Source organism: uncultured Bacteroides sp., from assembly GCF_910578895.1.
Lineage (GTDB): Bacteria > Bacteroidota > Bacteroidia > Bacteroidales > Bacteroidaceae > Bacteroides.
Map to the genome: position 1 here is coordinate 1 of NZ_CAJTSC010000045.1, position 24,211 is coordinate 24,211.

General features: G+C 43.6%; 24 protein-coding genes. 9 read left to right on the top strand and 15 right to left on the bottom strand.

Annotated features, from left to right (window positions below):
* Window positions 1–258: 258 nt before the first annotated feature.
* Window positions 259–660, top strand: a complete 402-nt coding sequence (locus tag QZ327_RS10980; protein WP_294619253.1) for a hypothetical protein — start codon at window positions 259–261, stop codon at window positions 658–660.
* Between the two features lie 9 nt (window positions 661–669).
* Here QZ327_RS10980 and QZ327_RS10985 read toward each other — a convergent pair whose 3' ends face one another.
* Window positions 670–1,374, bottom strand: a complete 705-nt coding sequence (locus QZ327_RS10985; protein WP_294619255.1) for a SprT family zinc-dependent metalloprotease — start codon at window positions 1,372–1,374, stop codon at window positions 670–672.
* A gap of 165 nt (window positions 1,375–1,539) precedes the next feature.
* On the opposite strand from QZ327_RS10985, the gene QZ327_RS10990 reads away from it, so the two are divergent.
* Together QZ327_RS10990 and QZ327_RS10995 are read left to right on the top strand one after the other, a co-directional pair.
* Complete coding sequence (locus tag QZ327_RS10990) at window positions 1,540–2,403, top strand: head GIN domain-containing protein (protein ID WP_294619257.1); 864 nt, start codon at window positions 1,540–1,542, stop codon at window positions 2,401–2,403.
* Window positions 2,404–2,703: 300 nt separating this feature from the next.
* Window positions 2,704–3,870, top strand: coding sequence for a 6-bladed beta-propeller (locus QZ327_RS10995; RefSeq protein ID WP_294619259.1), 1,167 nt, complete (start codon window positions 2,704–2,706; stop codon window positions 3,868–3,870).
* Window positions 3,871–4,131: 261 nt separating this feature from the next.
* On the opposite strand, the gene QZ327_RS11000 is transcribed toward QZ327_RS10995, so the two are convergent.
* The 6 genes from QZ327_RS11000 to QZ327_RS11025 form a co-directional block, all read right to left on the bottom strand.
* The gene (locus QZ327_RS11000) at window positions 4,132–4,611 is read right to left on the bottom strand and encodes a hypothetical protein (protein WP_294619261.1); all 480 of its coding nucleotides are present in this window, start codon (window positions 4,609–4,611) and stop codon (window positions 4,132–4,134) included.
* Window positions 4,601–5,110 carry a sigma-70 family RNA polymerase sigma factor gene (locus tag QZ327_RS11005; protein WP_294619263.1) on the bottom strand — a complete coding sequence of 170 codons (510 nt, stop codon included), beginning with the start codon at window positions 5,108–5,110 and terminating at the stop codon, window positions 4,601–4,603. Before QZ327_RS11005 ends, QZ327_RS11000 begins: the two co-directional genes overlap by 11 nt.
* Window positions 5,111–5,171: 61 nt before the next feature.
* Complete coding sequence (gene argB, locus QZ327_RS11010; protein ID WP_294619265.1) at window positions 5,172–5,945, bottom strand: acetylglutamate kinase; 774 nt, start codon at window positions 5,943–5,945, stop codon at window positions 5,172–5,174.
* Entirely contained in the window at window positions 5,945–7,837 is a 1,893-nt protein-coding gene (gene speA / locus QZ327_RS11015) for a biosynthetic arginine decarboxylase (protein WP_294619267.1), read from the bottom strand. The genes argB and speA overlap by 1 nt, the downstream gene beginning before the upstream one ends.
* 182 nt (window positions 7,838–8,019) lie before the next feature.
* Window positions 8,020–8,547, bottom strand: coding sequence for a shikimate kinase (locus QZ327_RS11020; RefSeq protein WP_294619269.1), 528 nt, complete (start codon window positions 8,545–8,547; stop codon window positions 8,020–8,022).
* A 138-nt stretch (window positions 8,548–8,685) separates the two neighbouring features.
* The gene (locus QZ327_RS11025) at window positions 8,686–9,288 is read right to left on the bottom strand and encodes a nitroreductase family protein (RefSeq protein ID WP_294619271.1); all 603 of its coding nucleotides are present in this window, start codon (window positions 9,286–9,288) and stop codon (window positions 8,686–8,688) included.
* A gap of 90 nt (window positions 9,289–9,378) precedes the next feature.
* Here QZ327_RS11025 and QZ327_RS11030 point away from each other — a divergent pair, with 90 nt between their 5' ends.
* A complete protein-coding gene (locus QZ327_RS11030; RefSeq protein ID WP_294619273.1) occupies window positions 9,379–10,023 on the top strand; it encodes a ribonuclease H family protein in 645 nt (214 codons plus the stop codon).
* A 21-nt stretch (window positions 10,024–10,044) separates the two neighbouring features.
* Here QZ327_RS11030 and QZ327_RS11035 read toward each other — a convergent pair whose 3' ends face one another.
* Entirely contained in the window at window positions 10,045–11,883 is a 1,839-nt protein-coding gene (locus QZ327_RS11035; protein WP_294619274.1) for an ABC transporter ATP-binding protein, read from the bottom strand.
* Window positions 11,884–12,206: 323 nt separating this feature from the next.
* Here QZ327_RS11035 and glf point away from each other — a divergent pair, with 323 nt between their 5' ends.
* The gene (gene glf / locus QZ327_RS11040; protein ID WP_294619276.1) at window positions 12,207–13,316 is read left to right on the top strand and encodes a UDP-galactopyranose mutase; all 1,110 of its coding nucleotides are present in this window, start codon (window positions 12,207–12,209) and stop codon (window positions 13,314–13,316) included.
* Here glf and QZ327_RS11045 read toward each other — a convergent pair.
* A complete protein-coding gene (locus QZ327_RS11045) occupies window positions 13,304–14,191 on the bottom strand; it encodes a capsular polysaccharide synthesis protein (protein ID WP_294619278.1) in 888 nt (295 codons plus the stop codon). The genes glf and QZ327_RS11045 overlap by 13 nt on opposite strands.
* A gap of 447 nt (window positions 14,192–14,638) precedes the next feature.
* Between QZ327_RS11045 and QZ327_RS11050 the strand changes: the two genes are divergently transcribed.
* Both QZ327_RS11050 and QZ327_RS11055 read left to right on the top strand, forming a co-directional pair.
* Entirely contained in the window at window positions 14,639–15,667 is a 1,029-nt protein-coding gene (locus QZ327_RS11050; RefSeq protein ID WP_294619280.1) for a glycosyltransferase family 2 protein, read from the top strand.
* 29 nt (window positions 15,668–15,696) lie between these two features.
* Entirely contained in the window at window positions 15,697–17,625 is a 1,929-nt protein-coding gene (locus QZ327_RS11055; protein WP_294619282.1) for a hypothetical protein, read from the top strand.
* A 299-nt stretch (window positions 17,626–17,924) separates the two neighbouring features.
* Here QZ327_RS11055 and QZ327_RS11060 read toward each other — a convergent pair whose 3' ends face one another.
* The 6 genes from QZ327_RS11060 to QZ327_RS11085 form a co-directional block, all read right to left on the bottom strand.
* Window positions 17,925–18,632, bottom strand: a complete 708-nt coding sequence (locus QZ327_RS11060; RefSeq protein WP_294619284.1) for a glycosyltransferase family 32 protein — start codon at window positions 18,630–18,632, stop codon at window positions 17,925–17,927.
* Between the two features lie 15 nt (window positions 18,633–18,647).
* Window positions 18,648–19,661: a glycosyl transferase family 90 gene (locus tag QZ327_RS11065; RefSeq protein WP_294619286.1), complete on the bottom strand. Its 1,014-nt coding sequence runs from the start codon at window positions 19,659–19,661 to the stop codon at window positions 18,648–18,650.
* Between the two features lie 152 nt (window positions 19,662–19,813).
* Window positions 19,814–19,954: a hypothetical protein gene (locus QZ327_RS11070; RefSeq protein ID WP_294619288.1), complete on the bottom strand. Its 141-nt coding sequence runs from the start codon at window positions 19,952–19,954 to the stop codon at window positions 19,814–19,816.
* Window positions 19,955–20,020: 66 nt separating this feature from the next.
* Window positions 20,021–20,926: a glycosyltransferase family 2 protein gene (locus tag QZ327_RS11075; RefSeq protein WP_294619290.1), complete on the bottom strand. Its 906-nt coding sequence runs from the start codon at window positions 20,924–20,926 to the stop codon at window positions 20,021–20,023.
* Between the two features lie 7 nt (window positions 20,927–20,933).
* Window positions 20,934–21,686, bottom strand: a complete 753-nt coding sequence (locus QZ327_RS11080; RefSeq protein WP_294619298.1) for a lipopolysaccharide kinase InaA family protein — start codon at window positions 21,684–21,686, stop codon at window positions 20,934–20,936.
* 19 nt (window positions 21,687–21,705) lie between these two features.
* Window positions 21,706–22,422 (bottom strand): glycosyltransferase family 2 protein, encoded by a 717-nt coding sequence (locus QZ327_RS11085; protein WP_294619292.1) that lies wholly within the window; start codon window positions 22,420–22,422, stop codon window positions 21,706–21,708.
* 334 nt (window positions 22,423–22,756) lie between these two features.
* Here QZ327_RS11085 and QZ327_RS11090 point away from each other — a divergent pair, with 334 nt between their 5' ends.
* Together QZ327_RS11090 and QZ327_RS11095 are read left to right on the top strand one after the other, a co-directional pair.
* Window positions 22,757–23,362: a DUF4254 domain-containing protein gene (locus tag QZ327_RS11090; RefSeq protein WP_294619294.1), complete on the top strand. Its 606-nt coding sequence runs from the start codon at window positions 22,757–22,759 to the stop codon at window positions 23,360–23,362.
* Entirely contained in the window at window positions 23,359–24,177 is an 819-nt protein-coding gene (locus tag QZ327_RS11095) for a glycosyltransferase family 9 protein (RefSeq protein ID WP_294619296.1), read from the top strand. Before QZ327_RS11090 ends, QZ327_RS11095 begins: the two co-directional genes overlap by 4 nt.
* Window positions 24,178–24,211 lie beyond the last annotated feature (34 nt).

Here is a 24,211-nt window from a genome sequence, read left to right on the forward strand (position 1 = left end):
GTTTGTAAGGATTTCGCTATCGCGCTGACTGTCGGCAAGATGGGCGTTTTTTGTTCCGTTTTTTCCCGCCGGCAGTACGCAAGGGCGGAAAAAACCGATTCTGCGGCAGCGGGAAATACAAATTGTCAGAAGACAGGGGCGGAATGACAAAAAGACAAAAAGGCAAAACGCCGCGGGCAGGCGATAAATCAGAACCGTGCCCGGAGAAGTTCAGAAAATTAATCGTTATATTTGCAGGGTTCTTAAAACCCAATAGCCATGGCACATCACCTGAACACCAACAAGCAGTTTATGGTAGGCAACGGCATCCTTGCCTTTGCCGTAATATTCGTTGTCGTTATTTTCGTCTATATGAGCATGCGCCTGCAACGGCAGAAGGAAGGCGGGCGGTACTTTGCCGAGACCTACAACATCACATTGGCAAAAGGATTCACGGGCGACTCCATATCCGTGTTCATCAATGACAGCATCCTGATAGACAGGCGCATCGACGAAGAGCCTTTCACGTTCGAAGTCAAGCGGTTTGCCGAACAAAGCGCGCTGATGGTGGTGGACAAAGCCACCGACAAGCTGTCTTTGTTCGAACTGAGCGAGAAAGGCGGCAATTACCGTTTCGAGAAAGAAAACGATGAGGTGAAACTGCTGGCACGGGAAAAGTGAAAGGCGGCGTCAGAAGTCGGTTTTATACTTTCTCAATTCGGCGCGCAGGGCTTGTGCCTTATTGTCCGTCATGCCGTCCAGCAATGTCCAAAAGCGCTCGCCGTGGTTCATCTCGCGGGTGTGCGCCAATTCGTGCAGCAGCACATAGTCAATCAGATGCCTGGGCAGCAGCACAAGGAAATAGGAAAGATTGATATCGCCGCGAGCGGAACAACTCCCCCAGCGCCCGCTGCTGGAATTTATCTTCACGCTCTTGTAAGAAAGGTTATGCTGCAGAGAGAGGGCATAGAGCCGGGGCGGAAGTATGATTTTGGCATTACGCCGCAGAGCCTCTTCAATCACCTTGCGAAGCCAGGCTTGCAAGTCCTTATCGGAGAAATCGGCATCCGGCGGACAGATAATCTGCATCTCCCCCAGTTCCGAACGTGAAAGGAAACGGTCGCGCGTTCCGCTGACCAGCGTCAATTTGAAGTATTCGGTATCAATCCGATAATTCAAGTCGATCAGCGGACGGCTTTGCTTCTGTTTCGCCACCCTCAACCGCGGGCGCAACTGTTCAACGGCATTGCCGACCTCTGCAAGCGGCGTGCCCGGCGGAACAGTGACTTGGATGGCATCCTCGCGTATGCGGAAAGTCAAACGCCGGGCGCGGGCATTCACCCGTACCCGAATGTGTCCCAACTCCTCATCTTCCAAAACACGTTCTGGTATCATCTGCCTTTATTCTTCCTGTTCTTTTAAACATAGGCAAAGGAACAAAGAATCAAGCGAAAAAGCAAACAATGCGCCGGCAGAATATTTTCGAAAAAAAGTGATGGTCACTGCAACTTTTCGAGAGAAGGGCACGTCTAACAAATAAAACAACTTAAAAAAACAGATATGAAAACCTTAAAAACAATCATCGCATTCGTCATCTTCGCATTAAGCACCGCCGCTTGTTCACAGAGTCATACATACAGTTCCGGCATGTTCGGCGGGAAAATCGTCAAAGCGAGCAAGAACTATGTAACCAAAAACATCAAGGTGTCCGACTTCACCGGTCTGAGCCTGGCCGGCAACCAGAAGGTCACTTACACCCAACAAGCCGGAAAGCCCAAAGTGGAAATTTACACTTCCGACAACATCGTAGACCTCCTGGACATCAACGTGACCAACGGCACACTGAATATCAAGTTCAAGAAAGGCTTCAATGTATCGTATAACAAACTGGAAATCCGTATCTCTTCCGAGACGCTGAACAAAATCTCCGTGGCAGGGGCAGGAAACGTAAAACTTGCCAACGAATTGAAAACAGACAAGCTGAAAATGTCCGTGGCAGGAGCGGGAAACATACATGCAAATAATATCCGTTGCACGAACAGCCTGGACTTTTCCATTGCCGGAGCAGGAAACATACAAGGCGGCAACATCAGTTGCGCCGACCTTACGGCATCCATAGCCGGCTCAGGAAACTTGAAGTTCAGCAATGTATCAGCCACCGACACCAAAGCATCAATAGCAGGTTCGGGAACGATGATACTGAAAGGGGTGGCCCCAGAGGCAAGTTATCATGTGGCCGGTTCCGGCAACTTGCTTGCTTCCGAACTGCAGGCAAAACGTGTTTCGGCAAGCATATCAGGCTCGGGAGATATCAAATGCCATGCTACCGATTTCTTGAAAGCACGCATCAGCGGCAGTGGAAACATAGGCTATAAAGGCAATCCGGAATTGGATCTTCCCAAGAAAGGGGTATACAAGCTTTGATGCAAACAGCTACTTTACAAAAAGACTTTACTTATGAAGTGTTTATAGAGCGTGAGAAGTTTCTCACGCTCTTTGTATACTATATATCTTGAAAGATTGTTCAAGATTCATTTTTTTATTTATATTTGTAACACGTTCTAATACAAAACAAAGAGATAACGAAGAACATATACCTTATCGCACTCATTGCGAATAATGGCGAACCCTATATTGATTGTAAACTCTCCGGATATATGGATGACCATTGTCTTGCACCTTGTATCAATGAACATTAAAGATAACCCACCATATTATTATGAAATGAAATCTACCTATTTATTGTCAATCTTGTTATTCTTATCCGCTTGCAGTTCTAATGAAAGAAACCTGCCTCAAGGTATGGAAATCATACCTATAGAATACGAGAATGCTACGGAAGACGCTGCTTCTTTTTTAGAAAAAATAGAAATTGTTCCGCTGGAGACCAACGACTCTTCGGTAATATCTTATCATGCAAAAGCCATTTATGACAAAGAAATGGATATGTACGCTTTCTACTTCCGAAATCAGGTTGTCTATACCTTTTCCGGTAATGGAACTTATATAAGCAATTCAAAAAAAATGAAAGGGAAAGGACCAAGGGAATATTATATGGCAATGGATATCCAGTTCAACCCCTATCTAAACGGTATAGACTTGCTCAGCCCGTACGGGACAGTCTATACTTATAGCCCGACATTTGAGCTTATTGCAAAAAGAAATTACCAGCAAGAATTTCCGGTAAATAAATTCATGCCACTGGATAGCGTAAACTATCTGTTCACCTATCCCAACATGTGGACAGACCAGGAAGTCTCGTTCGAGAATATAGAAACCCATCAAAAAACCAATACGGCTTTTCAAGGGACTATAGGTAATAATAATATGTCAAAATCCTGCTTCTATAAGAGGGGGACAGGTTTTGATTTTGTCCCATTCGGCTTGAATTATTATTTATATCAGATTGACAAGCAAAAAAAAGAACTTCTGCCTGTAGCTTACCTTGACTTTGGCACCGCGGAAGTAAAAAGCAAGAACCTGCCCGGGATATCCACGGGACAACGAACCAAAGATGATGCAAAGCGGCGTGCTATATCCAAAGGATTGCAAGAAAGATACCAATATCTGTTTAACTCAACTGAAATCATTCCCGAAATCAAACTCTTCAATGAGGATTATGTGTACGTATTTATGGTCAAAACAACCATGCCCGGTAGAACCTTCCTATATAACCGGAAGACAAAGAAAGGTTTTCTACTGAAAGACGGAGTGCCTTTCGATATGTTTTTATGCTTCGATATAGTGGATAATATCCTGCTTTCTCTCTGTTCTCCACGTGAGATTTCCCATTTTATAGACCGCCGTTTTATGTCAGAGGAAGAAATCCATAAGATGGAACAACTAAAAGAGGAAGACAATCCGGTCATTATCAAATATTATTTGAAGTGACTATGAAAAGTATTGTTTTATTGCTCCTTATTTCTCTGGCACTCTTTACTTGATAACTTAACGATACAAATTCTTTTCCGAAGCTCCTCTACATAAAAGGGACGCTGCATCACGCGGCGTCCCATCTATCTTAGTTAGTTTTTATAAAAATTTGAGAGAATTGAAACTTCACAGCTTCTGTTTTTTGTTTTAAAAAGCACACTAACTATATTATATTAAAGCAAATGAAAATGTTATTTTAAAAGCAAATGAAAACGCTTATCACTTGATTTCCTTTTCCGTATTCGCACGATGCAGACTATCCAGCAACTGCTTCTCGTGCGTTGCGGCCATATCCCCCGAAAGGGCAACCGACGGAGCGGAAATCTGTTTGCCGATAGTATCGGTGGCGGCTACTTCCCTGACATCGGCAAAGAGTGAGTGTTGCATCACATTACCCAAAGAAAGTATCACTGCCACTACCGCAGCGGCTTTGAACAACGGCGTGAAACGCGCAACCAATGACATACGTCTCGCCTTCACCACCGGGACCTCAACCTCAGCAAGCACCCGCACATCGAAATCCTCATTCAGATGTTCTTCCTGTTGAAACTGCTGATATACAAACAAATCTTTGTAACGCGACAGATGCCCGGGAACGTCCGCTTCCGCAAAGAAAGCACGCAATTCCGCTTCTTCCTCAAGGGAAGTCTCACACTGCCAATAGCGTTCTAAAAGTTGTTCTATATATTTAAAGTCCATAATTCTCTATATCGATAAACCGTTGTTTCACTTTTTGCCGCGCCCTGAAGAGGTTTACTTTCACTTGCTCCTCGGTCAGATTCAGGACAACCGCAATTTCCTTATAGCTCTTACCTTCAATATCCCTCAGTTGCATAATCAGCCGCTGTTTATCGGGAAGTCCATTCATCAGGCGATGTATCAAAGCCATCCGCTCTTTACTCACCAACCTTTCGTAAGGGCTTGATGCATCGGAAGCTTCTTCCATGCCGGGTGTCAATTCCACCGTTTGAGCATCTTTTCTTTCGCTGCGGTCTATCGCCAAGTTCTTTGCCACTGTCAGGCAATAGGCTTCGATAGAACCGAACCGCGTCCACTCGTCACGCTTGTTCCACACCCTAATCAGTGTTTCCTGCACGACATCTTCCGCTTCCGCCCTGTCGAATGTAATCCTTAGGACCAACCGAAAGAGTTTGTCTTTCAGGGGGAGAATGTCGTTACGAAAACTGATTTCCTGCATCTCTAACTAATTGACGGTTCAGCAAACGGAAAGTTACAGCCTGCCACCACTTTTTTTAAAATTATTTTCTGATACGGGTTCCACCGTTGCTGTTTATAGCTGATGCCAAAGTAATTACAACTTCCGAGACACCGGCATCCAAAGCTTCGAAAGAGTTCTCCAACTTGGGAATCATGCCGCCTTGGATTACTCCTTCGGCGACATATTGCTTGAACTCTTCCGGAGTAATTTGGGGAATTACGCTGTCGTCATCGTTCTCGTCGCGCAATACGCCTTTCTTCTCGAAGCAATACACCAGCGTTACGTCAAACTGCCCGGACAATGCCTTGGCAGTTTCCCCGGCAATCGTATCGGCATTCGTATTCAACATGTGCCCCTCTCCGTCGTGTGTCAGCGGAGCCATTACCGGAACAATCCCTTTATGGATAAGGTCGGCGAGAAAAGTTCCGTTCACTTGCTTCACATCGCCTACAAAACCATAGTCCACCTCTTTTACCGGACGCTTCACGGAACGAATCACATCCATGTCCGCACCCGTCAGTCCCAGTGCATTTACACCACGCGCCTGCAGACCGGCTACGATGTTTTTGTTCACCAGTCCGCCGTACACCATAGTCACCACTTTCAGGGTTTCGGCATCGGTAATGCGGCGTCCGTTTACCATTTTGCTTTCAATGCCCAGCAAGGCTGCCATCTTCGTTGCCGACCGTCCGCCGCCATGCACCAGGACCTTATAACCCTCAATAGCGGCAAAATCATCCAACAACTTGCAGAGGGTGGCTTCCTCTTCCACAATTTTGCCACCCACCTTGATTACTGTCAGTTTCTCTCTCATTATTCCAAATAAGTATATCCGTACAAGCCGGAACGATAATTAGATAAAAATTCCTTCCCCTCTTCCAGCGATATGCGTCCTTCCTTTACAGACTGGCTTACCCATGTCTCCAATGTACGGACCAACTTCTTCGGGCTGTATTGCACATAATCCAACACCTCGGCAACAGTTTCACCGTCAATCACCTGCTCTATCGTATACCCCTTGTCGCTTACAGAGACATGCACGGCATTCGTGTCGCCAAACAGGTTGTGCATATCACCGAGAATTTCCTGATAAGCACCCACCAGGAACACACCTACATAATAAGGTTCTTTACTCTTCAGCGAGTGTACCGGCAAGTAATGAGATACGTTCTTGGTAGAGATGAAGTTGGCTATCTTACCGTCCGAATCGCAAGTAATATCCTGCAAGGTGGCTGTCCGGTCCGGCTTTTCATCCAAACGCTGGATAGGCATAATGGGGAATATCTGGTCTATTGCCCAAGAGTCGGGCAAGGACTGGAAAAGCGAGAAGTTGCAAAAATATTTATCCGCCAGCAACTTGGGAAGCCCGCGGAACTCATCGGGCGCATGCTTCAGCCCACCGGCTATCTGGTTCACCTCGCGCATGATAGACCAATACAAGCGCTCAATCTTGGCACGGGTCTGCAGATCTACGATACCGTGGCTGAACAAATCAAGCGCTTCTTCACGTATCTGTTGCGCATCGTGCCAGGCTTCCAGCATTTTATTCTGGTTCAGCGTATCCCAGATGGCATAAAGCTCACGCAACAGTTCATGGTCACTCTCAGTTACCTCTTCATCATCGTCCCATTCGGGCAGATTGGTTGTCTCCAACACCTCGAAAATGAGTACGGAATGATGCGCTGTCAAGGCACGGCCGCTCTCTGTGATTATATTGGGATGAGGAATACCGTTCTTGTCGCTGGCATCTACCAATGTGGATATGGAGTCGTTGACATATTCCTGAATGGAATAGTTCACGCTACCTTCGCTATTGGAAGAGCGCGTACCGTCATAATCCACTCCCAAGCCACCGCCGATATCCACAAACTCGACATTGAAACCCATGCTGTGCAACTGCACATAGAACTGCGATGCTTCACGCAGGGCTGTTTTGATGCGGCGGATTTTCGTCACCTGGCTTCCGATGTGGAAATGTATCAATTTCAGGCAGTCTTGCATGCCTTTGCTTGTCATGAAGTCGAGTGCTTCGAGCAATTCACTGGAAGAGAGTCCGAACTTGCTTGCATCACCTCCCGAATCCTCCCACTTGCCGCTTCCCGATGAAGCCAGCTTGATACGAATGCCGATGTTGGGCTTTACGTTCAACTGCTTCGCCATCTTGGCTATAAGTTTCAGCTCATTCAGTTTTTCCACTACGAGGAAAATACGTTTCCCCATCTTCTGCGCCAAGAGGGCAAGTTCGATATAACTTTCATCCTTATATCCGTTGCAAATAATCAGCGAATCGGAATTCATATTGATGGCAATCACCGCATGCAGTTCGGGCTTGGAGCCTGCTTCCAGTCCAAGATTGAACTTCTTGCCGTGGCTGATAATCTCCTCAACCACCGGACGCATCTGATTCACTTTAATGGGATAGATAATAAAATTCTCTGCCTTGTAGCCATACTCCTCCGCCGCTTGCCGAAAACAACAGGAGATTTTCTCAATCCGGTTGTCAAGGATATCGGGGAAGCGGACCAGCATGGGAGCCGTCACGTCACGCAGTTGCAATTCGTCGACCAGTTCTTTCAAATCAACGCCGGCCCCGTCTTTGCGCGGTGTTACTACAACATGACCTTTGTCATTGATACCAAAGTACGAAGTGCCCCAACCCGTAATGTTGTACAGCTCTTCTGAATCTTCAATACGCCATTTTCTCATCAGTTCGTTTACAATTTGACTATTTACAATTTACTAATTATGTGAATCAGGAGTTAAAGAAATATCGTCTTTACTACCTGACCCGTATTATTTACAATCTAACCAAACTTAAGGGGTACAAAAATACATATAAATCCGGAACGCTCCGCTTTTTTGCACGAAAAATACACATATACAAGGGATTAAACACCCAACAGGTTACGCAACTGCTGTACGGACTCGGCTATCTGCCTTCTGCTTTCCAGACGTCCGGCATCGAAACGGTAACGGGCTTGCGAATAGAAAGGAGCACGCTTGTCCAATGCTTCCACAATAAAGGCGCGCAGTTGCCCGTCCGTTTTTCCTTGTAGAATGGGGCGTTGATGGGTCGCCACCCGCAGGCGGTTGAACAACACATCGGGATGCACATCCAGAAAAACGGTTTGCCCGCAACTGTTCATGTAGTCCATATTATCGAAGAAGCAGGGCGTACCGCCGCCGGTCGAGATTACGACATCCTCAAACTCGGACACCTCGTGAAGCATGTTCCGTTCCAATTCACGAAAAGAGGCCTCTCCCCGCTCTGTGAACAATTCACGAATAGATTTGTGAAAACGTTCTTCTATGTACCAATCCAAATCAATGAAAGGCACATCCAGTTCGCGGGCAAAAGCCTTGCCTAATGTTGTTTTGCCGGCTCCCATGTAACCGGTCAGAAAGATACGTATCATAATTGCTTACCGTTTGGCGGCAAAGATAAGCAAACTGAGAGCAGAATAAAATGAAGTTATCCATTTTTTATGGCGAAATGCCACTTATTTTCGCTTTTGGAACAAAAAAGACAGTTCGGCGTTAAAACCAATCCGCAATCAGCGGAAAATCTTGATCCGTTCGCTCAGCTCCCGGAACTCCTTTGCTTCGGGGTCGGCAACCGGCGTGCCAAAAGGCATCTCGGCTATCAGCATCCAACTTTCAGGCAGATTCCAAGTGTGGCGTACTTCATCATCAATCAACGGATTGTAATGTTGCAAGGAGGCGCCCAACCCCACGTCTTCCAGCATTGTCCAAATGGCAAACTGGTGCATCGCCGACGTATGCTGCGACCAAGTCGGGAAGTTGTCGCTGTATGCAGGAAACGCATCCTGCAATTTTTTCACAACCGCAGTATCCTCAAAATAGAGTATAGTGCCATGTCCGGCAGCAAAACACCTGTCAATCTTGCTCTCCGTATTCACAAAGGCTTCGGGCGAAACATGTTGTTTCAGGATGTTCTTTACAATGTCCCATAGCCTCCTATGCTCATCACCCAGCAACAGGACGACTCTCGTCGACTGCGAATTAAAAGCCGATGGCACATTCTTCACTGCCGTACGGATGATATGTATCACTTCCTCGTCCATAACGGGGGAGTCGCTACCGATGGAATAATAGCTGCGCCGGTGCTCCAACGCTTCTGCAAATGTTCTTTTCATATATTTTCCTTTCATTCTTTGTGGGAACAACAAGCGAAAGAGACCGATTGTTCGGATTTGTGAAATATATTCGTACCTTTGCCGCAAGTTATGAGAAAAGAGAAATTCTACGTTGTATGGGTGGGTGGCACTCCGGGCATTTATACCTCTTGGACCGACTGCCAGTTACAGACCAAAGGCTACGAAGGAGCGAAATATAAATCGTTCGAAACCCGTGAAGAAGCAGAAAAGGCCTTTGCCGCCTCACCTTACGATTACATCAAACGTAACACGTCCGCAAACGGCAAACAAACCGGGAACTCTCTGCGTGCAGACGCTCCCTATCCTGCTGCCGTCCTTGAAAACAGCCTTGCCGTAGATGCCGCATGCAGCGGAAATCCCGGCGCAATGGAGTACCGGGGCGTGCACGTTGCCAGCCGCCAGCAGATTTTTCACTTCGGCCCCACGTACGGAACCAATAACATCGGAGAGTTTCTTGCCATCGTCCACGGACTCGCCCTGCTGAAGCAGAAAGGCTTCGACATGCCTATCTACAGCGACAGCGTAAATGCCATCCATTGGGTAAAACAGAAGAAATGCAAGACCAAGCTACCTCGCGACTCCAGAACCGAAGAACTTTTCCTGCTGATAGAACGCGCCGAGAAATGGCTGCGCGAGAATACCTACTCCACCCCCATCCTGAAATGGGAAACACAGCAATGGGGGGAAATACCCGCAGACTTCGGAAGAAAATGACACAGGGCGGAGCGTCCCGTCTTATCCCAAAGACTGCATATCATTCAGTTTCTTATAGTAACCATCTTTGGCAAGAAGTTCCTCGTGCTTGCCACGTTCCACGATTTCCCCTTCGTAAAGCACACAGATTTCATCCGCATTCTTGATGGTGGAAAGGCGGTGCGCAATGGCAATCGTGGTACGGGTTTTCATCAGCCGCTCCAAAGCCTCTTGTACCAAACGTTCCGATTCCGTATCAAGCGCGGAAGTAGCCTCATCCAAAATCAGTATAGGCGGGTTCTTGAGGATGGCGCGCGCGATACTGATACGCTGGCGCTGTCCACCGGAGAGTTTGCCGCCACGGTCGCCTATATTGGTGTCGTACCCCTTTTCTGTGTCCATGATAAAGTCGTGGGCATTGGCTATCTTCGCCGCTTCGACCACTTGTTCCATAGTGGCATTCTCCACACCGAAAGCTATGTTATTAAAGAAAGTGTCGTTAAAGAGAATCGCCTCCTGATTGACGTTACCTATCAGACCGCGCAAATCAGCGATACGCGCATCCTTGACGTTAACCCCGTCTATCCGTATCTCGCCCGACTGCACGTCGTGATAGCGGGGAAGCAAATCCACCAATGTGGATTTACCGGAACCGGACTGCCCGACCAGCGCGATGGTCTTGCCTTTGGGCACGGTCAGGTCGATGTGTTTCAACACTTGGCGGGAACCATCGTAACTAAAACTGATATCCCTGAACTCCACCTTATCCGCCAACGAGGAGAGCGGTTTCGGCAAGGCAGGTTCCTTGATGGGGTTCTCCGCAAAAAGTATCTTGTCGATACGTTCCATAGAAGCAAGTCCTTTGGGTATGTTGTAACCCGCTTTGGAGAACTCCTTCAACGGATTGATGACACTATACAAAATCACCAGATAGTAGATGAACGAGGGGGCGTCAATCGTAGCGCTGTTGCTCAAAATCAACGTTCCGCCAAACCACAACACAATAACGATGACACACGTACCCAGAAACTCGCTCATGGGATGCGCCAATGCCTGGCGGGTAGCAACTCGGTTGATGGCATCGCGATACTCATTGCTGCATCTGTTGAAGCGTTCCATCATCTTGCCCTCGGCAATGAAAGCCTTGATGATGCGCAGTCCGCCCAAGGTCTCTTCCAATTGCGACATTGTGTCGCTCCACTTCGCCTGTGCATCCAACGACTGCCGTTTCAACTTCTTACCTACCGTGCCCATCACCCAGCCCATGCCCGGAAGCACCAACAGCGTAAACAGCGTCAATTGCCAACTGATGGCTATCAATGTTCCGAAATAGGCAATAATCAGTATCGGATTCTTTATGAGCATATCCAGCGAGCTGGTGACAGATGTCTCCACCTCGGTGACATCACCGCTCATACGGGCTATGATATCTCCTTTCCGTTCTTCGGAAAAGAAACTCAATGGCAAATGCAGCACCTTATCGTACACCTGCGCACGAATATCGCGCACCACCCCCGTACGAAGCGGAATCATCACGGCAGAAGAGGCAAAATAGGAGAATGCCTTCAGCAGCGTCATCACCGCCAAAAACACGCCCAAGATTAGCAACGTCAACGAGCCGCCCTGCGAGGCTATCATTTCGGTAACGTAGTAGTAGAAGTTATTGGTCACCACATCCTTCAGGCCCACTCCGGCAGTATCCCACGGAATGAACTCGTAAGTCTTGGTGTCCATCTTAAAAAGTATCTGAAGAATAGGTATAATCAGGGCGAAAGAGAATATATTCAGAATTGCCGATAGCAGGTTCAGAAACAGTGCCCATATCAGATATTTCTTGTAAGGCGGGACAAAACGCCGCAGAAGTCGGAGGAATTCTTTCATTCGATTAAACTGTTGTTAATTCATTACTCGTGTATTGGTGGCAAAGATAGCACAAAGCACGGGGAGAATAAAGCGAACATGTTCTTTTTTGCGCGCCGACAAGACAAAAACAGCGGTAATTACGTATATAACAGAATTTTTTATCAATATGCGGCATAATATATAGAGACTTGTTCTGCAAGATTGGTGATAATTATGTAAATTTGTTCCTGAATTAAGGAAGTCCGGCGCAAAGACCGGCATTGCCCTGAACCCACCGAAAGAAGATGAAGAAAGCAACATAAATTACGATAAATCAAGAAACCAACTCTAAATAGAAAGCAATGAAACCATACGATTACCTGATTGTAGGCAGCGGCTTGTTCGGAGCCGTATTTGCTCATGAAGCCCATAAAGCCGGCAAGAAGTGCCTTGTAATAGAAAAGCGCGCACACACCGGAGGAAATATCTATTGTGAGGAAACAGACGGAATTAACGTACATAAGTATGGGGCACACATCTTTCATACAGACAATAAAGAGGTATGGAATTATGTGAACCGGCTGGTGGAATTTAACAGATATACCAACTCCCCCATCGCCAACTACAAGGGGAAACTGTATAATCTGCCTTTCAATATGAACACCTTCTACCAGCTATGGGGAGTGCGCACCCCGGCAGAAGCCAGAGCGAAGATACAGGAGCAGTGCAGTGAATACGAGCACATAACCAATCCGCAAAACCTGGAAGAACAAGCACTGAAACTCTGCGGAAAAGACATTTACCAACAACTGATAAAAGGATACACCGAGAAGCAATGGGGACGTTCGGCTACGGAACTTCCGGCATTTATCATCAAACGCATCCCGTTCCGCTTTATCTTCGACAACAACTATTTCAACGACACGTATCAAGGCATCCCCATCGGCGGATACAACCGTTTGATTGACGCCTTACTGAAAGGCACCGAAGTCCGTACCAGAATCGACTACATGGAACACCGCAGTGAGTTGAGTGCCTTGGCGGAAAAGACCCTCTACACTGGTTGCATTGACGAGTTCTTTGAATATGCCTGCGGACGACTGGAGTATCGAAGCCTGCACTTCGAACATAAGCATCTGGTCGGAGTAGAAGACTTTCAAGGCAATGCGGTCGTTAATTACACCGACCGCGAGACTCCTTACACACGCGTTATCGAGCATAAGCATTTCGAATTCGGCAAGCAGCCCTCCACCGTCATCACCTACGAATATCCCGACGACTTCGAACAAGGGAAAGAACCGTATTATCCGGTAAACGATGAAAAGAACACCCGAATATTCAACGAATATCAGGAACTTGCCCGGCAACGGAAAGACGTTCTATTCGGCGGCAGACTGGCGCAATACACCTATGCGGATATGGATGACACGGTAGCTGCGGCACTGGAATTGTGGCGAAATCAAACTAAGTAAGTTTCAAGGATATGAGCATAAAAGGTCTTTTTACCTTCCGGTGTCCGAAGGTTTAAAGACCCTTTATAAGTCAATTTATGAAAATCGTAATCAGTACAGAATTTATTCCATTTTTCTTCCGTATACTCCTCATTCAAGCACTTGCCAAGAGGTCCCATGACTGTTATCGGCACTTCTTCAATCATTTGATGTATAGACGGTATATTGGCACGGGCTATGGCGAATGTGTAATCTAAAAGTAAATAATCAATCAGTTTTTTATGGGACTTCCAATAAGACAAATGCATATCCGCTATGAAAGCTGGCAGTGGATTCCCCTTTCCGCAAGCCAAAAAGAAACTTGTCCATCCGCCTTTTGAGATATTATGATAAATGGGAAGATGATGACAACTCCAGAACTTTGAAGCCGGAAGAATAAACGTATTCAATCCTTTACCGGGTATCAACACCGTACTATCCAACCATATTCCACCATATTGCTGTAGTAATAGCATACGAAGTATATCGGAAAAGTGGGTTAAATCAATTTCTCCCCTTTGCTGCTTTTCTAAAATAAAAGAAGGTGGGACTACATAATCCCGATAATTCTTTTCTGTAATCAATATAACCGGATGATTATCGGCATGCATCAGAACAGAGTTATAACACGCCTTAGCAATATCCGGCATAGCATCTTTACCTTGCCACCAACAAATCCAAATAGGAGAGATTTCCGTAATCTGTCCACTTGTTGCCAACGAAGAGTGTATGTATTTAGAAATAATCTCCTTACCACCATGCAACAGTAAATGGCGCACGATTATGTATTGCTTACAAGATACAACCACTCCTTCTATACGCTTAAAAAAGCGTTTAATTCTTGAATTCCTTTTCATTTCGTGCGCACAATATTGATAATCAACAAACAACCAATAACAACTGTTTTTAAACGGTCGTTTAAAAAACACAAAGATAGAAGTTATTTCCTAATTAAAAAATATTTTTACGTGTTTTTCATAACCTACGGGTAAAAGCACTTTAATATAAGTATTACGTGCATTTAGGACAGTTATAAATGCGTACAAATAAACATCCTTTTAAGACATCCGCAAGAGCAAACTATTTGTTGTTATTTATAACTATTCGAAGAAGTATATGATATATTTATAACCTCTTAAAAAAAATAAGTATTCTCAGATTGACACATTTTTACCTACAATTATAAAAAAATGAGTAACAATATTTTTTAGGTAATAAAATACACGTATCTTTGTGTTTTCTAAACGAACGTTTAAAAAACACATTAAATACATGTTTCGCATTGAAACAATAATGATTATTCAATGAGCTATAAGCCCCCTTATTTCAGCGGTAAAATTTGTGTTGATAAAATTAAAGAAATGAAAAAGAGCCCCCTTGTCAGCGTCATTGTACCCAATTATAACTATGCGCAATATCTGCCCATGCGCATTGAATCTATTTTAAACCAGACTTTCACCGACTTTGAGTTAATCCTGCTTGATGATGCATCAACAGATGAAAGCATTTCTATATTAGAAGAGTATCGCAATAACAAATATGTCTCCCATATCGTAATCAACAATCAAAACACTGGAAGCCCCTTTCAGCAATGGATGAAAGGTATTTCTTTAGCGCGTGGGAAATATGTTTGGATAGCCGAAGCAGACGACCTCGCAGAGCCTGACTTTTTGGAAACGTGCATCCATCTATCTGAAAAGAATGAGAATACTGCCATTTGCTATGTTGGCTCATTGCTAATTGACGCGGATGGCAACATATCCCCAAAAGATATAAATCATTGGGGAAACCGAAAGAAAAAAGGAGCACAATGTTTCGATGGGATACAGTTTGCAACCCATAATATGTATTGGAAAAACTATCCGATAAATGCAAGCGGTGTTCTCTTTTCGAGAAATTACGCATTGGAACTTGCCGATACCGCATTTCAGCACATGAGATATTGCGGCGATTACCTGTTTTGGTTTGAAATGAGTTTAAAAGGAAAAGTAATAGAAGTATATAAAAATCTAAACTATTTTCGGCAACATCCCACCAAAGTTACTAATGCATCACGAACAAAGGGTGGTGGAATCATGGAAGATATCCAAATAGTTCGTGCCATGGAAAAGAAATTGAACAACCTAAGTAACTATAAAAAACAGCTAAGACGTGGGCTATTGTATCGAAAAATAAAGCGTCTTCCTATTGATTTGCAACAAAAAAACAAACTCTACCATTTTCTATATGAAACCTTACAAGCGGGAGTGCCGGAATACAGACTGGAACGTTGGAATCAAATCCTAAGGATTTTAATCCCGACATTACTCACCTCCAAACGAGATAGATTATAGCATTACATCCAGATTCATAAGAAAACCTAATGGACAATTTAAAATTAGCATCGTTTGACATATTCGATACCACACTAATACGCAAAGTAGGGGCACCAGAAAATATTTTCTACATCTTGTCCAAAGCCTTATATCCTGATAGTGAAGCTTTCCAAACAGACTTCTTCTTGTGGAGAAAAAGAGCAGAAAAGGAAGCAATTGACAAGTCTCAAAAACAACATCTTACTTTAGAAGAGATTTATTCATTCGGAGACTTCCATAGCCCAACCAATATATCACAAGAATGTGCAACAGCTTTGGAATATGAATTAGAAAAAGAGAATCTCATACCCAATGCTAAAATACAAAAAGAGATTCTCAAACTACGCTCGGAAGGTTATACAATCTGCTTCATTTCGGACATGTATCTAAGCAGTAAGTTCCTTAAAAAACTATTAATAGAACAAAACTGCGCATACGAGTCTGATCCTGTATTTGTATCTTGTGAAATGAAAGCCACAAAATACAATGGAATGCTATATGACATTGTAAGAAATCAATATAAAGACATCAAAGAATGGAAACATTATGGTGATAACTTCAAAAGCGACTATACCAGAGCCAAGAAAAAAGGCATAAAAGCGCATCTGGTAGAAACTCCATATACAGAAGCAGAACGATTATTAATAAAGTCTGCCCAGAACTTTCCTCCTAATATCACAATGAATATATTAGCCGGAATCCAAAGAGCAGCACGTATATCTTCCGAAACATCTAATGCCAACATAGACAATGCCGCCGACTTTGTAGCATCATTATATGTTCCATACACTATGTATGTGCTAAAAAAAGCGACAGAGCTACATATAGACAAATTATATTTTCTATCAAGAGACGGATATATCTTACAACAGATTGCGAAAACATTTTCCGGCAGTTTTCCCAACATAGAATATCGATATTTATTCGTATCACGTTATTCGTTGTTTTTACCAAGTATCTATACGCTAACAAAAGAAGAATTATACGAAAATCTAGGTGTAAGTTCCTTACACAAAAACAGGAAAAGAGTAAAAGAAATATTTAAATACTTACGAATTGACCCTTTAAGCCTAGACAACAATACTTTAAAAGAAATTTCCTTCGATCGAATAAAAGATCAAAGGCAGGAAGATATTTTTTTGAACTTCCTACAACAACCGTTGATCAAGCATTCTATTTTAGAACGTGCTGCTACTGCCAGAAAAATTTTATTGGATTATTTCAGACAAGAAGGGTTATTGGATAATAGCAAATGCGGAATAGTAGACATTGGCTGGATAGGCACATCGCGACTAATGATAAACCGCATACTTGAAAACTCCAACAAAGAGAAGGCGATATGTTTTTACTATGGATGCAGCCCAAATGTTTTATCTTCCAAGTATGGATTATATTATTCTTTCTGCAATGACAATCTGTATAAGGCACATCTTCCACCATTACTGGAGCAATATTACTCCGCTTCACCGTATCCTTCTACCGATAGTTATTACTACGAAGAGGATACTGTAAGAATCAACTTCAAAAAGAAGATGTTTATGCAAGATAAGAATGTTACAAATACCAACATTACCATATCATGCAAAATAGCATCTTTCATACAGCAATTCCAATACATAGATTTTGAGAAAGTAATGCCGTTTTGGGGAACAATCTATCTAAATATGTTTTTACAAATGCAATGCCACATAAACTACTCTACATTTCATCGATTAGGTGCATTTGACGACAGAAACATTTCTTATATTGTAAAAAAAGTAATGCCCCACCAATTATTGGTTTATTTTTACAAAGGGAAAATTAAAGGTATAGAATTTCCACGCCAAAGTATATATTATACCTATGGCATAAAGGTCCATGCAGAAGACAAATGTTTAAGAAACCAATGTAAGTACCTTTACAAAAAGATTCTCTATTTTATAAGAAGAAAACTATGAACAAAGAAACTGTATTGAGATAATTAAAATAAGCCGAAACATTACTATTCGCTTTCAGCTATCAGGAAAAACAGATAAGTATTCTTTGTTACAGGCATTTATCTCTATCATTACAGGGTATTTTTGCGGATATCCGCAAAAATACCCTGATGATAAATATGAAAGATGTACCGAAACCATGAAAAACTTACATAATCACACTTTTTAGACACAGATAACGCAAATAAATCAAGAAAAATCCGCGTATAAAAATAGTGTATAAATTGTTTCAACATGCCCTTTATTTTCTATCAAAGCCCTTATCGGTTAAACAGCGTAAAGCGTATCCAAAGAACAATATGCTTCATCAGGCGTTCGAACTTTCTTCCCAACTTGTGCTTCTTCCAACTTCCATAAACCTTATGTTTGGCAAAAGCATCCGGATGTTTGATTGTATTCTTATTACACGGAGTGACAAAGTATCCCGGATAAATTACAGTATCATCGACCAAATGCTGCTCTACATCTTCGGCCTTGTAACCCTTCTCGCGGGCAATCTCGACCATTACATCCGGAGATATTTTCAGATCGAAAGAGCCGTCCGGTAAAAGGAAAGAACGGCTGTTGTAGTAATTAAATACATCTTCGCAGAATTTATTTCCTTTCTCACCTATCAGGAAAGCTGCCTGCAACTTAACAGTGGTACAGATATGCTCATGAAACGAGACAAAACCATGTTCCGGAATAAACTCATCAAAACGTTTCTTCACGAACATATCGCTATCCATATAGATTCCTCCCTCTTTATAAACAGAATAGAAGCGAACTACATCGGCAGCAAATGCCCACTTCTTTGCAGCTAATGCCTCATCAATATACTTACAACCAATAGCCTGAGCATCAGCATAAGTCCAACGCCTAACTGTATAATCCGGCAAGACCCGCTTCCAGCTTTCCATACAGATTTTTATTTCTACAGGAAAAGGGTCATCGCTAAACCAGCATAAATGTATGATTTTAGGTACCATAAATAATATTTTCTTTTAAACAAATTGATTAGTCATCTTCAAATATTTATCCATCACCAGCAACGAAATCAGCCGTTCGCGTTTGGCATCGAGAAATTGAGCCACATATTCATGGGCATGCCGGACTATCTGTTCCGCTTCTGCCGGATGACTGATATAATATGCCAGCTTTTCCTCCAAATCAGAAAGGTCGTCTTTAATTTCGATGTAATGATAGTCGGGAATTAGTTTTCCTTCCATAAACCAAGTCTCGCAAGTGGGGCGCGTCATTACGGCAATGGAGTTGGAAGACATTACCCATTTCAGGTTAGAAGCCACATCGTTGCCTTCGAGCGCCATAATAAACTTGTAGTCAAGATGCTCTCGAATGGTTTTCTTAGGTGTCATCCATTCCTCGGGATATCCTTCGTTCTTACCTACCACACCGCAATCGCAAATGGATGAGCCGAAATACTTTTGAAGAAACTTCTCGCGGATGCGGCTAAGGCGGATTTTCCCACGAAAGACAGCCTGGTCGCGTTTCTGCGAGAAAGGGACAGGGTCGTTCAGGAAAATGAAATGACGCAGCTTGTCCAACTTAAGCACCACCGAATACACATTATCCTCTTTCAGCAACCGGCTCTTCACAATCGAAGGATATTCCGGAGTAAAATATACATCGCCGGGGATATAACTAATGCGCGATTTCCGGTTGAACCAACGCGCCACGTCCTGCAAATCGAAATAATACGCTTTATGAAATGTGGACGGGCGGAAATTCTTTATCTGGTCCAAATAGACGTAATAGCTATGCTTATGCTCATGCAGTATCTTATCGGGCAATCGGACCGGATGCTGTATCTTATTATAATAGTTCACCCGTTCGTAAATGTAATCCTTATCATGCCGCGCCTCCACTTGCCTTAAAAGGCTTTTTCTCCGCATGCCGAAAAAGTAATCGGGCATACACCGCTTCAAATATCCTTTCAGGAAAAAGAATGCCTTTGACGGTTTACCGCTACGAAGCTTATACCACAGACTATCATTCATTCAGTATTGTTTTATAAGTATTATGTAAGTCGTATAAATTAATTTCCAACACTTGCTTAGTCAAAAAAATAGTGCTTTCTTAAATATGAACATTTAAGAAACACAAAGATAGAAGTTATTTACTACCTAAAAAATATTCCTATTCATTATTTTCACGTCCACAGGTAAAAACGCGTATATCCGATGACAGCCCACCGCATGCAGCTATAAACATATACAAGCAGTCTTCTTACAGACGCTCCGGACAGAACCGCCAACGGGCGGACGACAGTTGCGGCGCATGCTTCTTCCATACAAATATTGCGCTTGTCTTGCCAGTTCACAGGCAAAGTCTTGCCAATAGGGTGGCAACAACCGCATCAATAAGCATTCATCTTTCCTAACCGTTCGTTTACTCCGTCACGATAGGCTTTCCACAATTTAGGGATATCACTCCACTGATAGGCATCGGTAAACGGGCAGGTGGCAAGAGCCGTCAGGATATAACCCGCCACGCCATTAAAGCCGCGAAGATACCTCACCGCCCAGTTGCCGCCGTAATGATGATTCAAATAAGCGGAATTACGTATCTGGTAAAAACGCTTCCACTTTTTCTTTTTATTCCTTTCGCTCCAGCTGTCGTCCGAAAAGAACTTTTCCTTATCCATCAGTGCTGCGGGAACATACAATATCTTATAACCGGCTTTCACCGTACGAAGGCAATAGTCCGTATCGTCACAAAAGATAAACAGGTCCTTGTTGGGATAACCTATCTTCTCAACAACCTCACGCCGGATAAACGGTCCCTCAAAAGCAGCTCCCTGTATCTCCACAGGCTCTGTTACAGTCTGTTTCGACAATTTACCGGTGTACATGGAAACAAAAGGGTTTATTAAATTATAACCTTGAAACTCATGCGTAAAGAGCTTGCCTTCCTGCAAACGGCGCGGCGCAAGTATGCCTATATCTTCCCTGCCGGCATGCAGCAACAGCTGCTCCAAACAATCGGCATGTGGAAAAACATCATCGTCCATACACCAAATCCAATCGGCACCTGCCTGATACGCATACCGCATACCAGCATAGAAACCGCCCGAACCGCCGACATTGGCTTGATTGATGACAATAAGTTCCGGCTGCGTCTCCAGCCACTCGACAGTACTGTCGGTACTTCCGTTATTAACAACAACGATTGAAGAGACCGGCTTATTCTGTTGCAGGCAACGAACGGTCCGTTTCAGCAGTTCTATCCGATTATAAGTGACAACTACGGCTATAATATTCATGGCAAGTTTAATAAAGGTTATCAATCTTTCCCGGCTGAGTGCTCCTGTAGGCAACCATCAGTTCAAAACACTTTTCCGCATCGAACCCTCGTGCCTTAGCATACTCCTCCGCCATCCAACGGTGCATCTGCGGAGTGGCAGGCAAGCGTTCGAAGTTCTTACACCCGGCTTTCATGCCGATGGTTCCGACAGACATGCGATTCAAATCCACAATCTCCAACTCGATACCTTCCGGCGTCTTGCGAAACAGGATATTTTCACGCCCATAGTCTTTATGGGCATATCCATGTTCGTGAAGAACGGCGGTCACCCGCCCTATCGCACGCAGCACCTCCTCTTCATACTCGAACTTCTGCCCGAACAAGTCGTTATAGACATAAGGGCATGCCGACAGGCAACTCACATAGTAGCTCTTATCGAACAAAAGACCGCTACGGACATTGAGGTATCCCACCGGTTGAGGGGTACCCACCCCTATCTTCTGATATATCCGGGCATGGTCGTAGGACCGTTTTGCTTTAGAAGGACGGAAAACACCATACACAAAACGGTTAATGAAATTGGGCCGATGGAAAGACTTGACGACATACTCCCTGCCACCATACTCCATCTTCCTCAACTCATTGCGCCCCTGATGGATAACAACTCCCTCATTCTTTTCAAAACGCTCCGGCAGAGACAAGATGAAATCTCCCAACGCTTCAAAATCCCGGTGAACAACTAAGGTATAAGGATGAAACATCGCAAATTTCCGGTTCATTTCAACTTTCATAGACATATCAAATTTTATCCAACCCTTTTGTATACTTCAACCAATAATACTTTAACGGATTCTTATACTTCAATTGTTTCCACGGGCGGCTGCCATGAGGCTGGTGAAGCACCGGCAATGTGGTAAACAGGTAATTCTTAAACCCTTCCTTCAAAGATTGATGCGAAATGGTCACATCGTGCCAATTCTTTTCAGGATTCAACTGATGGAAGTCAAAGGCCTTCAGGAAGTCCAGTGTCAGCAGGGAGCAGCAGAAACTGCAATGTTTCTTCTCCGGAAACACCTGGTTCTCCTTACCTTTGGCATACAGGTAGGGGTAATTGATTTCTCCTTTTTCATCTACTGTAACGGCAGCAGCAATGCCACACCCTTCTCTTTCCATCGCACCGTCAAACAGAGCCTGCAACGTATTCTTCCTGACTACGACATCCGACTCTACAATCATCAAGCCCGCCTCCGCTTCAATGGCACGCTGTTGCGCCATTTGCAAGACCAACAGATAGTTCGGCGAAGGATGGTTTGTAATATCTGCAAGATTCACCAATTCAAAACCCTGTTTTTCGGATGCTTCCCGCAACTTAACCGTGTTTTCGTCCGTACTGAAATCGTTGTATACGGTATAGGTGAAAGGCGTCCGGAAATCGGATGCCATAATGGCTTCCACGGTTTGCAGCGTCAATTCAATAGAGTCTTTTACGGGGGTAATGATATGAATACACTTCATGGGGTATAAAAAAGTTATCTACACACACCTGCAATCACCTGATTTACAATCAGAAATATATACCTTCCAAGCAGAAGATGTGTTTTTTAGACGTTCGTTTAATAAACACAAAGATAGGTGTTATTTCTTATCTAAAAAATATTATTACATTTTTTTTACGTCCATGTCCCAAAATAGTATTCAATTCGACAAACCGGGACTTATCAACAGTTATAAATATATACATTTTCTCTTTTTCTAAAAAGGAAGAAAGACGTGTTTATTAAACGAACGTTTAAAAAACACTTTTACGTGTGCAACAACCCGATATTATTTAATTTTAAACTATTTATTTATGAACCTTACCGAAAGTTGCATCAATGTCTTCATCCAATCCATCGTTGATTATCATCAGACAGATGACGTAAATACCCCTATCAAAAATCCTTTCAACCCAAGGAGTATAGAACATGACCTTTATCTAAAGAACTGGATTGACACCGTTCAATGGCATCTGGAAGATATCATACGAAATCCTGCCATAGACCCGACAGAGGCTTTGACAATCAAAAGAAAAATTGACAAATCCAACCAAGACCGTACGGATTTGGTAGAACGAATAGACTGTTACTTCCTTGATAAATATAAGGATGCCCCAATAAAGGCAAACGCCACTATCAATACGGAAAGTCCGGCATGGGCCATTGACCGTTTATCCATCCTTGCATTGAAGATATATCACATGCAACAAGAAGTGGAACGCACCGATGCCACCATAGAACATCACGCCCGATGTGAAATGAAATTAAACATCTTGTTGGAACAACAAAAAGATCTTTCGACTGCTATTGAACAACTGATTACAGACATTGAAAGCGGAAGGAAATACATGAAAACGTATAAGCAAATGAAAATGTACAACGACCCTGCTTTAAATCCTGTTCTTTACAACAAAAAATGAAATTACTTGTCATACGTTTCTCCGCACTTGGTGATGTAGCAATGACAATACCTGTCCTTACTACTTTGGCACAACAATACCCTCAAATAGACATCACCGTGTTGAGTAAGCCTTTCATGCAACCTCTATTTGCAAAGCTTCCCCCTAACGTACACTTCCGGGAAGTCGATGTAAAGATGTACAAGGGGGTGAAAGGCTTGTTTCGCCTGTTTCGTGAGTTAACGGAAGAAAAGCACTATAATGCGGTTGCCGACTTACACGATGTCCTGCGTAGCAAAATATTGAGAATGTTCTTCGTGGCTACAGGTGTAAAAGTAGCACACATCGACAAAGGGCGCAAAGAAAAGAAAGCTTTAATCCGTCCGAAACACAAAATAATGAAACAACTTCCCTCTTCTTTCATGCGTTATGAAGATGTATTCAAGAAGTTAGGGTATCCGATAAAAACAACTTTCCACTCTATTTTTAAGGAAAGCAAAGGAGACATATCCTTATTCCAACAAATAGCAGGGACACCAGATAACAAGCCGTGGATAGGCTTAGCTCCTTTTGCGGCACACAAAGGAAAAACTCTGCCTCAAGAAACAATCAAGGCATTGATACAAGAATTATCGGCACATGCCGATTGGAAAATATTCCTCTTTGGTGGCGGGAAAACAGAAAAAGAACTGTTGGAAAAATGGGCTGCCATGGGAAGCAACATACAATCTTTGGCAGGAAAACTAAAATTAAACGAAGAACTTGCGTTGATGAGCCATTTAAAAGTAATGATTTGCATGGATTCCGGCAATATGTGGAAAATCCACTCAAAGTAGTCCCCTTAATTCACAGCAATTTGACCCCTGTTAA

Coding starts and splice junctions, on each gene's coding strand:
- QZ327_RS10980 (WP_294619253.1), top strand. CDS start 259: ATGGCACATCACCTGAACACCAACAAGCAGTTTATGGTAGGCAACGGC.
- QZ327_RS10985 (WP_294619255.1), bottom strand. CDS start 1,374: ATGATACCAGAACGTGTTTTGGAAGATGAGGAGTTGGGACACATTCGG.
- QZ327_RS10990 (WP_294619257.1), top strand. CDS start 1,540: ATGAAAACCTTAAAAACAATCATCGCATTCGTCATCTTCGCATTAAGC.
- QZ327_RS10995 (WP_294619259.1), top strand. CDS start 2,704: ATGAAATCTACCTATTTATTGTCAATCTTGTTATTCTTATCCGCTTGC.
- QZ327_RS11000 (WP_294619261.1), bottom strand. CDS start 4,611: ATGGACTTTAAATATATAGAACAACTTTTAGAACGCTATTGGCAGTGT.
- QZ327_RS11005 (WP_294619263.1), bottom strand. CDS start 5,110: ATGCAGGAAATCAGTTTTCGTAACGACATTCTCCCCCTGAAAGACAAA.
- argB (WP_294619265.1), bottom strand. CDS start 5,945: ATGAGAGAGAAACTGACAGTAATCAAGGTGGGTGGCAAAATTGTGGAA.
- speA (WP_294619267.1), bottom strand. CDS start 7,837: ATGAGAAAATGGCGTATTGAAGATTCAGAAGAGCTGTACAACATTACG.
- QZ327_RS11020 (WP_294619269.1), bottom strand. CDS start 8,547: ATGATACGTATCTTTCTGACCGGTTACATGGGAGCCGGCAAAACAACA.
- QZ327_RS11025 (WP_294619271.1), bottom strand. CDS start 9,288: ATGAAAAGAACATTTGCAGAAGCGTTGGAGCACCGGCGCAGCTATTAT.
- QZ327_RS11030 (WP_294619273.1), top strand. CDS start 9,379: ATGAGAAAAGAGAAATTCTACGTTGTATGGGTGGGTGGCACTCCGGGC.
- QZ327_RS11035 (WP_294619274.1), bottom strand. CDS start 11,883: ATGAAAGAATTCCTCCGACTTCTGCGGCGTTTTGTCCCGCCTTACAAG.
- glf (WP_294619276.1), top strand. CDS start 12,207: ATGAAACCATACGATTACCTGATTGTAGGCAGCGGCTTGTTCGGAGCC.
- QZ327_RS11045 (WP_294619278.1), bottom strand. CDS start 14,191: ATGAAAAGGAATTCAAGAATTAAACGCTTTTTTAAGCGTATAGAAGGA.
- QZ327_RS11050 (WP_294619280.1), top strand. CDS start 14,639: ATGAGCTATAAGCCCCCTTATTTCAGCGGTAAAATTTGTGTTGATAAA.
- QZ327_RS11055 (WP_294619282.1), top strand. CDS start 15,697: ATGGACAATTTAAAATTAGCATCGTTTGACATATTCGATACCACACTA.
- QZ327_RS11060 (WP_294619284.1), bottom strand. CDS start 18,632: ATGGTACCTAAAATCATACATTTATGCTGGTTTAGCGATGACCCTTTT.
- QZ327_RS11065 (WP_294619286.1), bottom strand. CDS start 19,661: ATGAATGATAGTCTGTGGTATAAGCTTCGTAGCGGTAAACCGTCAAAG.
- QZ327_RS11070 (WP_294619288.1), bottom strand. CDS start 19,954: ATGGAAGAAGCATGCGCCGCAACTGTCGTCCGCCCGTTGGCGGTTCTG.
- QZ327_RS11075 (WP_294619290.1), bottom strand. CDS start 20,926: ATGAATATTATAGCCGTAGTTGTCACTTATAATCGGATAGAACTGCTG.
- QZ327_RS11080 (WP_294619298.1), bottom strand. CDS start 21,686: ATGAACCGGAAATTTGCGATGTTTCATCCTTATACCTTAGTTGTTCAC.
- QZ327_RS11085 (WP_294619292.1), bottom strand. CDS start 22,422: ATGAAGTGTATTCATATCATTACCCCCGTAAAAGACTCTATTGAATTG.
- QZ327_RS11090 (WP_294619294.1), top strand. CDS start 22,757: ATGAACCTTACCGAAAGTTGCATCAATGTCTTCATCCAATCCATCGTT.
- QZ327_RS11095 (WP_294619296.1), top strand. CDS start 23,359: ATGAAATTACTTGTCATACGTTTCTCCGCACTTGGTGATGTAGCAATG.